This is a genomic window from Paratissierella segnis, from assembly GCF_014385195.1.
GTDB lineage: Bacteria > Bacillota > Clostridia > Tissierellales > Tissierellaceae > Paratissierella > Paratissierella segnis.
The window spans coordinates 33,126-46,008 of sequence record NZ_JACRTG010000001.1 but is presented as its reverse complement, the minus strand read 5'-3'; the positions used below and the strand labels follow the sequence as shown (position 1 = coordinate 46,008).

At 36.2% G+C, this 12,883-nt stretch carries 13 protein-coding genes; all 13 read right to left on the bottom strand.

The genetic code is table 11. The annotated features are described in order from the left end of the window. Nucleotides 1-12: 12 nt before the first annotated feature. The 13 genes from H8707_RS00215 to H8707_RS00155 all read right to left on the bottom strand — a co-directional run bounded on the left by H8707_RS00215 (nt 13) and on the right by H8707_RS00155 (nt 12,800). Nucleotides 13-1,437 (bottom strand): hypothetical protein, encoded by a 1,425-nt coding sequence (locus H8707_RS00215; RefSeq protein WP_262428129.1) that lies wholly within the window; start codon nt 1,435-1,437, stop codon nt 13-15. A 60-nt stretch (nt 1,438-1,497) separates the two neighbouring features. Beyond that, nucleotides 1,498-3,903, bottom strand: coding sequence for a VirB4-like conjugal transfer ATPase, CD1110 family (locus H8707_RS00210; RefSeq protein ID WP_262428128.1), 2,406 nt, complete (start codon nt 3,901-3,903; stop codon nt 1,498-1,500). Then, entirely contained in the window at nt 3,848-4,255 is a 408-nt protein-coding gene (locus H8707_RS00205) for a PrgI family protein (RefSeq protein ID WP_262428127.1), read from the bottom strand. Before H8707_RS00205 ends, H8707_RS00210 begins: the two co-directional genes overlap by 56 nt. A 20-nt stretch (nt 4,256-4,275) precedes the next feature. Further along, nucleotides 4,276-5,145 (bottom strand): VirB6/TrbL-like conjugal transfer protein, CD1112 family, encoded by an 870-nt coding sequence (locus H8707_RS00200; protein ID WP_262428126.1) that lies wholly within the window; start codon nt 5,143-5,145, stop codon nt 4,276-4,278. A 3-nt stretch (nt 5,146-5,148) separates the two neighbouring features. Further along, nucleotides 5,149-5,364 (bottom strand): Maff2 family mobile element protein, encoded by a 216-nt coding sequence (locus H8707_RS00195; protein WP_073184654.1) that lies wholly within the window; start codon nt 5,362-5,364, stop codon nt 5,149-5,151. Between the two features lie 54 nt (nt 5,365-5,418). After that, nucleotides 5,419-7,191: a VirD4-like conjugal transfer protein, CD1115 family gene (locus tag H8707_RS00190; protein WP_262428125.1), complete on the bottom strand. Its 1,773-nt coding sequence runs from the start codon at nt 7,189-7,191 to the stop codon at nt 5,419-5,421. Beyond that, a complete protein-coding gene (locus tag H8707_RS00185; protein WP_262428124.1) occupies nt 7,188-7,667 on the bottom strand; it encodes a PcfB family protein in 480 nt (159 codons plus the stop codon). Before H8707_RS00185 ends, H8707_RS00190 begins: the two co-directional genes overlap by 4 nt. A gap of 69 nt (nt 7,668-7,736) precedes the next feature. Continuing rightward, nucleotides 7,737-8,090, bottom strand: coding sequence for a DUF7768 domain-containing protein (locus tag H8707_RS00180; RefSeq protein WP_262428123.1), 354 nt, complete (start codon nt 8,088-8,090; stop codon nt 7,737-7,739). 74 nt (nt 8,091-8,164) lie between these two features. Continuing rightward, nucleotides 8,165-9,064: a helix-turn-helix domain-containing protein gene (locus H8707_RS00175; protein ID WP_262428122.1), complete on the bottom strand. Its 900-nt coding sequence runs from the start codon at nt 9,062-9,064 to the stop codon at nt 8,165-8,167. Nucleotides 9,065-9,097: 33 nt separating this feature from the next. Further along, on the bottom strand, nt 9,098-10,021 hold the full coding sequence (locus tag H8707_RS00170) for a ParB/RepB/Spo0J family partition protein (RefSeq protein WP_262428121.1): 924 nt from the start codon (nt 10,019-10,021) through the stop codon (nt 9,098-9,100). Further along, a complete protein-coding gene (locus H8707_RS00165) occupies nt 9,978-10,817 on the bottom strand; it encodes a ParA family protein (protein ID WP_449406480.1) in 840 nt (279 codons plus the stop codon). The genes H8707_RS00170 and H8707_RS00165 overlap by 44 nt, the downstream gene beginning before the upstream one ends. Before the next feature lie 72 nt (nt 10,818-10,889). Continuing rightward, the gene (locus tag H8707_RS00160; protein ID WP_262428119.1) at nt 10,890-11,198 is read right to left on the bottom strand and encodes a hypothetical protein; all 309 of its coding nucleotides are present in this window, start codon (nt 11,196-11,198) and stop codon (nt 10,890-10,892) included. Between the two features lie 90 nt (nt 11,199-11,288). Further along, entirely contained in the window at nt 11,289-12,800 is a 1,512-nt protein-coding gene (locus tag H8707_RS00155) for a hypothetical protein (protein ID WP_262428118.1), read from the bottom strand. Nucleotides 12,801-12,883: the final 83 nt, after the last annotated feature.

The following is a 12,883-nucleotide window of genomic DNA, read 5'->3' as shown; positions in this document are numbered from 1 at the left end:
GTTATGTTTAAATTATTCTAGATTGCTAAGTCTTGAAAATAAACAATGTATTTCATTGAGATATAAAAATCGTTTTAAAGAATTAACTTCATTTTCTATTTCATAGGCATGTCCATGGGCTATTTTATGCCGTGACTTATTTGACGCTGTATCTGGGTCGGCATGATTAAAGTTTTCATTGAAAGCCTCCTCAATTCGTTCAATAACATCACTGTATACTTCAAACTCATAAATCGATACATCTTCCTTTTCATTTAGCTCTATTTTTATATCCTCAATCGCTTTTTGCACTTTAAATCTAGGATTTTTCAGGTTTGTTCTTACAAAATCAGTTATTATACCTTCAGTATGTATAGTTAATAGCGTTACTGAAGAGTTATAATATTTCCTAGAGTGATTGACCAAAGCCTCATGGAATATTCTTTCGCGACAATGAAAGTAATCTAAAGTTTCCCATCGTTTAACCATTTTTTTTAAAGCTTCGCACCTGTTCTGGCGAAAATAATCTACAATGATTTTATCAACATCTTCAATGCTCAATTCTTCTCTCTTGATATGAATGCTATTGACAAGTTCTTCTGGTAATTCGTCCGAATAAAACCATCCATATCTTAACAATGTTTCTCTTTGCTCGCTCCACTCTTTACGATAAATTAATAATGAAAAGTCTATGGAAGATATTATTTTTTGAGTCACTTCTGACATCTGCATTATAGAGTCATGTAATCTATGTGCTAAGTTATCATTAATAGAGTGCAAGTTTTCCATCATATTATGAAGTGGATAAAATATAGTTTGTATATCAAAGATGGGTTTAGGAATATTGGATAAAACAGTGGTTAGTTCTGGTAATTGAAGTTTTGGTACACTATTTAATACAGATTGAAATGAAGTAAAGTCATAATGGGTCATCTTAGATGCCGTAGATGCCAAACCAGACAAGGATTCTGTTGGAACTAAAATATTACTTATTGCACTGCTAATTGAAGTTATTAAAGGTTTATTTTGCAATTCAAATGTTCTTGACATTCTTTTCAGCGACATAGAGATTCCAGCTGTTGCACTTTTTAAAACTTCTTTATTAGCAATATAAAATTTCTCATATACATTTGGACAATCTATTTTTTCATACTCTAATTTAACTCTATTATCTTGTGCAAGAATCGTATCAAGAATAAGAATTAATTCAGTATCTGTAATTCCTATAAAGTCATTTTCTGTAAAAAGATCTTCGTTACTTTTTTCCTGTTTATACATATGGAAAATTGATTTGGCAAAAGCAGTACGAAAACTATCTCCATTATCGCGACATTCAAAAAAAACTTTACAACAATTCATACTAAAAAATACTTGAATTTCCACTTCAGTTTCAGCTATCATTATTTTTATAAATGGAGAATTATTTTTTAAATCCATTAAGTCTGTTATCTTATTCATTATCTCACTCCACAAAGAAATTATTTTATCATCTCTTTGTATATAGTAGCATATTATTAATCATTTTTCATGTGTTTCAGTTGGCTTAGTGGTCATAATACGGTAGAGTTCCGTATCTTTTGGGAATTTATCTGTAAATGGTAATATCACATTCCCATAAAATAATAGTCCTTCACCTTCTCCTGATTGAGTTACATAGGAAAGCTGATGTGGGGAGATGTTAAGCTGTCTTGCTAAAATTTGTCTATCTCCCGATGCTTGATTAAGCATATAGATGAAGTCGGAGTTTTCAAAGATATTCTCAACTTCACGAGAAGATAGTAGGTCTTTAACATTTTGGGTAATGCCTGTAGGAATTCCTCCCCATTTTCTAAACCTTTTCCATATCTCCACAGAATAGGCAGCTGTCTGTTCTTCCTTCAAAAGCAGGTGGAATTCATCCATATAGTAACGGGTCGCTCTCTTTTCAGCACGGTTTACTGTTACTCTATTCCAAACTTGGTCTTGTACCACGAGCATACCTAGTTTCTTTAATTGCTTACCTAATTCCTTTATATCAAAGCAGACAAGACGATTAGTAATATCCACATTGGTACGGTGATTAAATACATTTAATGATCCAGTTACATAGATTTCAAGGGCGGCTCTAATATGCTGTGCCTCTTTTTCCTGCTGATTTGCAAGGGCATTATATAAATCTTCCAATATAGGCATCTTTTCTGCTACAGGGTCAGCAAGGTAATCAGCATAAATAAGTCGGACACAACGGTCTATAATACTTTTTTCCACAGGCTGTAATCCTTCTTTACCACCTACAATTAATTCACACAAGGATAATATAAAATCCGATTTTAAGGATAAGGGGCTTTCATCATCAGAATAATTAAGGTTAATATCCATAGGGTTGATATAGTCTCCAGATGTAGGGGAAATCTTAATTACCTGCCCTCCTAATCGGTCTACAAGGGGATAATACTCTGCTTCGGGGTCACAGATGATAATGTCATCACTGGTAATAAGAAAGATATTGGTTATTTCACGCTTTGCAGAAAAGGACTTACCACTTCCCGGAGTTCCCAAAATTAAACCATTGGGGTTTTTCAGCCTTTTTCGGTCTACCATGATGAGATTGTTGCTTAGGGCATTTAAGCCGTAATACAAAGGCTCTCCCCTTGATTGAAATAGCTCCTGTGTGGTAAAAGGGACAAAGATTGCTGTAGCAGAAGTAGTAAGACTTCTTTGTATCTTAATCTGATTTAATCCAAGAGGTAAAGAGGACATAAAGCCCTGCTCTTGCTGAAAGTCCAATCTTATTAGCATACAGTTGTGTTTTTGTGCAATTCCAGATGCCTGAAATGCAATATTTTCAAGCTCTTGTTTATTATCGGCGGTATTCATTACAAGAAATGTCATAAGGAACATTCGCTCATTTCTGCTCTGTAAATCTGCAAGGAGCTTTTTAGCCTCTCCACCGTAGGTAGCAAGGTCAGAGGGGATTATGTCCATGTCATAGCCTGAGCGGACTGCCTTTTTTTGTTCCTCGATTTTCATTTTATCAAGGTCGGTAATTTTACGCTTGATGGTCTTAATCGCCTTTACTTGGTCGAGGGACTGAATGTGCATGGTAATTAAAAGATTGCTTTCCATATCAAGAAAATCAGCAAGTACCCTGTCATTCAGCTCGGGGGCCAGTATCTGCAAAAAGGAAACTGCACCATATTTATTACCTGTCTTGAAACTTCTGCCCCCATGAAATTCAAAAGATGAGGGGGCAATAAAATCCTTAGTGGATAGTCCTGATGGCACAAGCCATTTCCAGTCAAAATTAAACTGCTCATTGCCATCCATTCTAATAATATTATGGCAAAGTTTTAGCCGTTCTTTTCCATCAAGGGATTCTACCGATACTCCCATTCGCTTTAGTCCATTCCATAGGTCATTTTCAATTCTCTCTAATCTGGGTTTTGCAACTCTAATGTTATCAGCCTCAATGCCAAAGGTTAGATACTTGGTTTTCGTCAAACCGTTATTTCCCTTTGCAAGCTGATTATGGAGCATATCTGCATATTCAGTACGGATACTGTCAAAATCGTCATCCTGTGGCTTGATAGCAATACTGCTCTCATAATCTTTAGCGTTGGCAGTCATATTGAGAAAGGATAATTGAAAGTAAATAGAGCTATCAAAGTAGTTTAAGAAGTCGCACCAACTTTCAAAGATAGCTGTCTTATCCTCATTTTGAGCCAGTTGATAGTTGATGTCTTGAAAACCTATGGTCTTTGTATAGAGCTGATCCGTAACTTGACAAATACCATCGGGAAACATACGCAGATAAGGAATACTGTCCTGTGCTGACTTTTCCTTTTTATTAGTATTCCTTGCCCGTAAAATAGCAGCATTAATTTCTTTCCTATCTGCTCTTGTCAGCTTTGCCTTTGAGCGAGTTACTTTGTTTGCCTGTGACAATGTGCTTTACCTCCTTATCTAGCTTTGCTTGCCGCATGATAACGGCATAGAAGTTATTTGTTCTATAGGGTCTTTGTTTTGGATTTAAGAAACGCACAGCAAAGTAATGTTTTAAAATAACCTCAAGAGGTTGCCCATGCTTTTCATACATAGCGAACATGAAAAAAGGTAACATAGAGAAAATCATTACCAGAGATGCAAGACTTGTATTTGTCCTATCCTTTAGCAGGAAGAACAAAGGCAATCCAACCACAAGAGCCATGGAAAAGCAGATTATCTGCCTTTTAGTAAGATTGAATACAACCTTTGTTTTTACATTACTTAAATCCTTTGGTACAGGTACATAAGCCATAAAATTCTCCTTTCATTTTGTTAATGGGCACTGAAAATACTCTTTGACAATGAACCTGTCTTAAATAGGGTAAAGCATAGGAGTACCGTATAGCCTACACAAGTCCAAATCGCAGCCATAATGTCGCTGTCCGTGGCAATAGATTGTACTAATACTGCATAAATACCTACACATACCATAATGAGAAAGGCTTGAAAGCCAAGAGCCAACATTGATTTCAGGTAGTTTTGTCCCATGCCTCCCCATTCACGGTTTACCATAGTGGCAAAAGGGATTGCTCCAAGGGAAGTCATAAGATAAATCTCAATCATACGTCCATAGATGACTACAAAAATGCAGATAGTTAAGGCATTCATAGTGAGTCCTATAAACATACTTTGCAGCCATATTCCAAGCAGTGGGCCAAGCTCCATTTCCATAAGCCGGGTTTCCATATCTGCTATAGAGGCGGTAATATCAATACTGGTATCTGAGATAATTACTCCTGCGGCATTGGATACCACATGCTGTGACATATCAAAAATCCCCATAATGATGTTAAAGGTATTGGTTACTATCATTACAGCTACAAAGGTTTTGAAAATCCATTTAAAGAACATGAAAGTTTCAATATCGTGAAGATTATTTTTCTCAATGACCATTTGTATCAGTTCGTAGCACATGACAAAGGTCAAGATGATGCCGGCAATTGGTATAATTACGGTTTCGGAAAGGGATTGTATCATAGAGAAGACACCGCCATTCCATGCTGACGGTGTCATTCCTACTTCCCCTGCGATTTCGCCAACCTTTTGGTTGACGTTATCAAACATTCCCGATAAGTTTTCCGTAATACCACCGACTAACATCTCTTTGAGCCACTCAGTAATGCTGTCGATGATGCTTTGCATAATTTAGCCGAACAATCCGGAAAGCAAAGGTACAAGGGTCATGCCGATCAGTGCTACGCCACCGCCAGCCATGAGTTGTTTCATACCTTGTGATTTTGCACCTGGATTATCATTTCCATAGCCTTCAAGTAAATTAATAACCCCCCAAATTCCAAGTCCTGCTCCAAGGGCAATAACAAGTGTCTGTAATACATCTACTGCTGAATTAAAAAATGCCATAATCATATCCTCCTAATTTCTTTATTTTATTTTTAGGTAAAAAAATAACCGCTACTATACGGTTTCAGTCTCATCTGTAAGGTCAACTTCGTAAACATCGTATACCTCATTAGGCTTTGGTTTTAGTTTTGTGGACAGAAATTTTTCAATATCAAAGGTGTTTCTTTTATCAAAATCCGATAAGTATTTGTAATTGGGGTGCTGTGTAATATCATACTTTTCGGAGAGAAACGGGCGAACACCTCTTAGCTGTAAAATGCACTTGCCACCATCCATTACAGCAAGTTCATCCATACTCATAAGCTCCTTTCCCAGCTTTTGATAATTAAGCCCGTAACTTCTTTGTGTTCCTCTGGTATCAGAAGTGTTAAACATATCAATGGTTTCTTTACCAAGGGTTTCTGATAAATCCTTGAGGGTGGTTTTCTCCTTTCCTCCAAGGAAAATCATGCTATCGCAGTTGCCGATAATGGTATCTGCATTGTCTTTATAGAGAGCCTTTAGTTGACTTTGTGCCTGTAAAACAAGGCAAGCAGAAATCTCTCTTGAACGAATGGTCGCCATCAATTTCTCCAATTTTGGTATTTGTCCAATGTTTGCAGCTTCATCAATTAGGCATCTTACATGAATGGGGAGTCTACCTCCATAAATATCATCTGCCTTGTCGCATAGAAGATTGAAAAGTTGTGTATATGCCATAGATACCAAGAAATTAAAAGTATCGTCTGTATCGCTGATGATTATAAATAGGGCAGTTTTTCTATCTCCCAAGGTATCCAGTTCCATTTCGTCATAGGCAGTCAACTCCCGTAATTCCCTAATGTCAAAGGGAGCCAGTCTTGCACCGCAGGAGATAAGAATAGATTTTGCAGTTTTGCCTGCCGCCAGCTTATATTTCTTGTACTGCCTTACAGCAAAATGCTCTGGGTCTTTTTCCTCTAAGGCATCAAACATTAAATCTACAGGATTTTTAAAATCCTCATCATCTTCCCGAACTTCAGAGGCATTAATAAACTCAATGAGGGTGGAGAAATTTTGCTCATGTTCAGGAGCCTCAAAATAGATGTATCCAATGAGAGCAGTATAGAGTAGAGTTTCTGCCTTTACCCAAAAATCATCTCCTGCCTTTCCTTCTCCTTTGGTATTGGCAATCAGGGTGGTAACTAATTTCAAGATATCCTTTTCGCTTTTGATGTAGGCAAAGGGATTATAGCGCATGGATTTTTTAAAGTTTATAGTATTAAGAATTTTAATTTTATAACCCTCTCGTTGTAATAACTTCCCGCACTCCACAACAATGCTACCCTTTGGATCAGTGACCACATAGGAGCTGTGACATTGCATGAGATTAGGTTTCAGCCAAAATCTTGTTTTACCAGAACCAGAGCCACCTACAATAAGCACATTTTTATTTCTTGAATTCTTGGGATTCTTTGGACGGTTTGACATCATAAGCCGTTCTGTATGCGTTAGTATTACGTTGTTTTGGAATACGGGGTCTGTAAAAGGGCGAATATCTCCGGCATTACCCCAACGTGCAGAGCCATACTCTATACCTTTTCTATATTTCTTGGCGTTCTTGCCTTTAATATAAACAACAAGACGGATTATAGCGGCAATCAAAATACCAAAGAGCAAATCCTGTGGGTAAAAGCTTGGGAGTGGACTATTAAAAGCTATTGAAAAACCCTCCCTAAGATTTAATATCTTTTGTCCAAGGTCAAATCCTGCTGAATACCTCCATGCCTGGGATACCTTTGTAAAGAAGAGGGCAAGCAAGAAATAGGGGATATTCAGAATAAGGAGCTTTCTAATTTTTCCATTCATAGGCTTTGCTCCTTGCTTTTGGATTTTACCCTGTCGGTAATAGTATTTTTTACAAGCTCAGTAAACTTTTTAAGCTGTGCTAAGACAGAGGGTCTTGCTGCTTTCCTCATAGTCTTTGCTGTAAATTCAGTAAAGGCAGAAGTAATGGCATCTGCATCCCTGCCCTTGAAAAAGACAAGGTATTTAGGTGGTGATACAGATTTATCTTTTTTGATGGCAAAGTCCACACCATATTTCTTTGCTACACGTTCAAAACTTTTGATATTTTTGTCCGTTACCTCAATGTTACTTAGTCCTTGGTCTTGCTTTGCAAGGTTTTTGACGCTCTGCTTTCCACGAGGAATTACAGGTTCTTTTACTTTCTTGTTTTTACGCCATGCTAAATATTTAAGAATAGCTGATTTTAATGTTCTTGCTGTCAGCTTTGTACCGTTGATAACAAGTGCTACCGACCTGTTTTCTACTTCTTCTTGCATAATAAAATCCTCCTTTCATGGTTTGAAAATATTTATTACGGTGGAACAAGCAACCGTCTAAGGAGATAGTCAGCCATTGGCTTTTTCCCTCCCATGTCCCTTGACTGTCAAAATTCCCTCAAGGGTGGTAGCTGTAATACGAAGTCGCTCGGCAGTGGCAATGTCATTTTTTACATTTTCATCTATCACATCACCGCAAACCACAAGCACACGGGAACGCCTTAACATATCCCTTGCCATATCAATCCCGTCCTTATGCTCCTCTGGAATTTCATCGTTTAAATAGAGGGGGAGAAATAAAAGGGGACACATGGGGGTAAACCCTGCCTCATAGATTTTTCTACAATATTTAGCGGCGGTTTCCGTGTTTTCAAACTCGTTCTTTCCCCAAGCAGCTGTAATATATGCCATTGGTCTTCTCATTCTTCAAAACTCCTTTCCTAATTTTGGGTACAAAAAAGGCATCTTGCTATTCCTATAAAACAGGTGCAAAAGCCTTAATATTTTCCTTTAAAATCGTGATTTACAAGTGCTGAGTAGTAGTTGTCTATAGTTGAGGGAGCATTAAAAAGTGTTGTCAGTAGATATCTCTTGATGTTACGAATATAGGTGGTAGTCTTTTTCAGGCACTCAAATACATAATCAATATGCAAGCTGTTAATTCGTAACAGCTTTTCTTTAACAAGCTGTGCAGGGTAATCATCTCCTGAAATATTGATAGTGTCCTTTGTGGAGCACAGAGTTTCTACCATAAGCTCTACAATTTCTTCTAGGCGTCCACGGTCATGGTGAGTTTTTATATACTCGTATTCAATATTTTTTAATACCAGTCCTCTGACTTCTTTTACGCTTTTCAATCCAATCGAATCATATCCCATCTTTTTTTCTTGTGGTTCTTTATTTGCTGGATATTGATTTGATGGATAAGGATTTGATACCTCCATACTTAATAAATCAGTATTTAATATATTAGTACTTAATTGGTGGGGTTTTTCCAAGATAGGTTTATCCAAGATTGGGTTTTCCAGTATTGGTTTCTCCTGTGTTGGATTATCCAAGATTGGATTTTCCCCTTTAGGTGGAATATCATTAGTATCAAGGGGTTGAGGTTGCTCAAAAATAGTATATTCTGTAGTGGTAAGTTGACCCTTTTCATTGCGTAACCTCCTACGAATAACATAGCCATTGGCTTCAAGTTCCTTTACCCCACTGTTAATACTATCAATACCATCCTTACATATGCGTGAAAGTCCCTTTGTTGTATAATCCCAGTTCTCCGGAAGAGAAAGCATAAGGGATAGTAATCCTTTTGCCTTTAATGAAAGCTCGGTATTCCTCAAATGATGATTTGACATAACTGTATAATCTCGTGTTTTTTCTACTCTGAATACTGCCATAAGTATCACCTCTTTTCCTGCCTATACTAATGTCTATCGTTCTTGATCTCTTGTCCGTTTTTTATGCCATCCTTCAAGTAGTTTCATAATGGTTTCCTCCATTTGTTTAGGTGTATATGACTTTGGAAAATATTTTTTTAACTTATCTCCGGTAAGGGTTACCTTATCTAAATCACCTTTTTTTTCCTCACTCATAATGGCACTCATTACCTCAAGGGTTAATTTTCCTTCGTTGCTAAACTTCTTTAGCCTCTGTGCCTGTGAAAGCGAGGGAGTAGCTTGCTCCATATCCATAGCATCAAGCAAGTTGGTCTGTTCCTCATTTTTAAGGAATGATAGCTCTACAGCAGGATTAAATGCTATTTTCTTTTCATCTACCATTGAAAGTATTTCTGGGATAAGGTGGGTAAGGCGGATATATCTACGCACTTGGTCTTTACTAACCCCTGCATCATCACCAACTTTCTCAGCAGATAACTTCTGTGCAACTTGCGTAGAAGTTAAATCAGTCCTTGCACCTTGTCTCTTAATAGCCTCTAATTTTAACTTAAATGCAAAGGCTCGTTCACTTGGTAAGATATTTTCTCTCTGCAAGTTGCTGTCAACCATAATAATAACAGCTTCATCATCGTCAAGGTTACGAACTATTACAGGCATTGTATCAAGCTCAGCAAGTTCACAGGCTCTCTTTCTTCGATGTCCTGCAACAAGTTCATAACCACCTTCATCACGAGGTCTTGCAATGGCTGGAACAAGAACACCATATTGTTTAACACTTTCTGCTGTGTCAAACATGGCTTCATTGTCAATTACCTTAAATGGGTGGTCTTTAAAGGGAAATAGTTCCGTCAAAGGAAGTTCCACTATTTTCTCTCTGTTTTCATCAGCTCTGCTTTCCTCTGTGGAAAATAAATCATCTACTGATGCCAGCTTTATGTTTTTGGCGGATCTTTTCAATTTTCAACACCTCCTTAGTCAAACTTTTATATCCTTCTGCAACCTTTCCTTTTGGGTCATGGGCGAAGATGCTTTTTCCCTCCGCACTAATTTCTGCTGCTTTTACTGAACGGGGTATCTCAGCATTAAATACTTTAATACTGCCTCCATAAGTCTCTCTTACCAATGCACTGATGTCCTTTGCAAAATTAGTACGCCCATCTACCATAGTTAAGAGAATACCGTCAATTTTCAGTTTGGGATTTATCTGTCTGCGTACCTTTCCAATGGTCTGTAATAGCTGTTCTAATCCTTTTGCTGGCAGATAATCGGCTTGTACAGGAACGATTACACTATCTGCCGCAGCAAGGGCATTAATTGTCAGCATTCCTAAAGAGGGCATACAGTCTAAAAGAATATAGTCATACTGCTTCTTCACCGTATCAAGGTATTGTTTAAGTATGGTTTCTCGGCTCATAGCATTAACAAGGGATACTTCCATGCTAGATAACTCAATATTAGCAGGGAGTAAATCCACTCCTTCATCATGTTTTAAAATACCCTCTTTAGGTTCAAAGGCTGTATCAGTAATCACCTTTCCCATGATAGTAGCAAGGGTAGTGTCAATACTATCTGGCTGTGAATGCCCCAAGCTAATAGATAAACTGCCTTGAGGATCTGCATCCACAAGTAATACTTTCTTATTTTCCATAACTAAACCTATACCTAAGTTGGCACAGGTGGTTGTTTTGCCAACACCGCCTTTTTGGTTGGCTATGGCAATGATTTTTGCATTCAATTTTGTTCCTCCTTTCACACAAAAAACCGCTCACTTTATCTTTCAATAAAGAAAACGGCTTTTTACTTTTAGTAAGAATTATTCTTAGCTTTATCGTGAAATATCTTTAGTTTTGATTTTTGTCTGCCTCCTCTCCTCCAATGCAATTGCCTTTTCAAGCTTCAATACACCATCTTTAGGTTTGTATATCCCGATTGCTGGTTTTCCTTTGTCATTAATCAGGTACACAGAACCATCGAATCGCAATCTACCTCCAGAAGTTATTATTTTTACATCTTCAGGAATAGTATATATACCAGCAACATCACATTCATTCTCTGTACAATACCTACCATCATTTAAAATAGGTTCAAGCGAGAAATTTTGTCCATCCTTTGTTCTATATATTTTTACGTCCAATTCTGTCCCTCCTTTCAATTTTAGGCACAAAAAAAGAGCTAGTTATATAAACTAACCCTCATTAATAAATACTATCAAATCGTTTTACTTTTATAGGACATCTGCATAATATCTGTCACCATTTTTTGTAAACTGTACTTTTGACGGAAATACATTATCACCCCTATTTGCAAAGGCCACACAAGTCATTGCCCATTCAAATAATTCCTTAGGGAGTCTATAGCACAGAAAATTCTTATTCTCAGAAATCGTTATCATTGCGTTACCATCATTTGAAAAACCAACTGACAAGACGTTAAAAATATTACATCCTTCATTTATTTTTAACAACGGTTGTTTTGATGAATTGAAGAACACTTTTGCCCCTCTTTGATTATAAAAATAGTCTTTTTTCCCTCCTGGAATTGGGTCAATTGGTAACTTCGATTCCATTCTTCCAAAATAACTTTCTAATTCCTTGCAAACATATGCATTAAAGTGCTCGCCATGCATTTTCTTATCTACGGCTTTAATTTCATTAACTGTATCAAAACTGCTTATATAGTTAAGTAGAGAAACTAAAATAATAAAATCATCAGAATAAATCCCACAAAATGACTTATACCAAGCATTGTTAACTTCGCAAATAATATGTGTTAACTGTTTATATAGAAACAATTGTTGTTCATTTAAATTGAACCAACCTTCCCCTAATATTTTTTTATTTAACCCGTCTTCAATAGAATCATATCTTAATTCCTCATGTAAAGATTTAAGTAATTTAGAAATTATACCTACAAGCATATCAGCCATTCTAATCCCTGTTATTTCTTTTGAATCAACTTCTGTTACAAAAGTCAATCCTACTTGTTTTGCGGCCTTTAATGTATTACCATCGTCACCCTCTCTATCTAAAAATAATGAATACTTAGAGATATCCTTTTCTATCAGATACTTTTTAAAACCATGAAAAGCGATATCATAATTCCAATTAATATCAAATTTTACGTTTATATCATCTAACAATATCAAAATTTGTGTAAATGCAAGAGTTTCGTGTTCTTTCAATTTTGGATTAGTTTTATTAACATTAATTCTTTTATTAAAAAAAGTCTTCAACAACTGAACTAATTCACCCGTATTTTCATACATGCCCGAAATAATTTCTTCTGGTTGATACATCACTATTGCCTTAACTATGGAATATCTCATCATATCCATATCTTCCCAAATATTATTTTTATAATTTAAAAACAGTTGATTTATTATATATTCAATTTTACTGGTAATAGAAAAATACAATAATACATTATCATCAAATATAGAAAAAAGATCAAGAATAAATTCTATATTATCTCGATTTAAAGAAGCAAATCCATTTTTAAATTGTCTTTTTTTCAGTGTAGTACTTTTTAACTCTCCATCTGATTTGCGATCCGAATACTTCTCCTCGAAATCAAGGTATTTTTTCAGTACAATTTTTTCATCTGCAGTCTGCCACCCAACAATTGTTGTAATAAAATTATCATAATAATTTTCTGAAACAATTGTAGAATGATTAATTTTTCTGCTGTGCTCTGATTCATCATAAAAAAAATTAAAATGTTGTACCATAAATGCCATTCCTCCTTTGATCGATAATTAAATATCCTTTACTTCATCCCAATATTCTTTACAATATTATATCATATTTAAGAAGTATACTT

Coding starts and splice junctions, on each gene's coding strand:
- H8707_RS00190 (WP_262428125.1), bottom strand. CDS start 7,191: ATGAATGGAAAAATTAGAAAGCTCCTTATTCTGAATATCCCCTATTTC.
- H8707_RS00180 (WP_262428123.1), bottom strand. CDS start 8,090: ATGAGAAGACCAATGGCATATATTACAGCTGCTTGGGGAAAGAACGAG.
- H8707_RS00200 (WP_262428126.1), bottom strand. CDS start 5,145: ATGCAAAGCATCATCGACAGCATTACTGAGTGGCTCAAAGAGATGTTA.
- H8707_RS00215 (WP_262428129.1), bottom strand. CDS start 1,437: ATGAATAAGATAACAGACTTAATGGATTTAAAAAATAATTCTCCATTT.
- H8707_RS00185 (WP_262428124.1), bottom strand. CDS start 7,667: ATGCAAGAAGAAGTAGAAAACAGGTCGGTAGCACTTGTTATCAACGGT.
- H8707_RS00175 (WP_262428122.1), bottom strand. CDS start 9,064: ATGGCAGTATTCAGAGTAGAAAAAACACGAGATTATACAGTTATGTCA.
- H8707_RS00205 (WP_262428127.1), bottom strand. CDS start 4,255: ATGGCTTATGTACCTGTACCAAAGGATTTAAGTAATGTAAAAACAAAG.
- H8707_RS00155 (WP_262428118.1), bottom strand. CDS start 12,800: ATGGCATTTATGGTACAACATTTTAATTTTTTTTATGATGAATCAGAG.
- H8707_RS00195 (WP_073184654.1), bottom strand. CDS start 5,364: ATGGCATTTTTTAATTCAGCAGTAGATGTATTACAGACACTTGTTATT.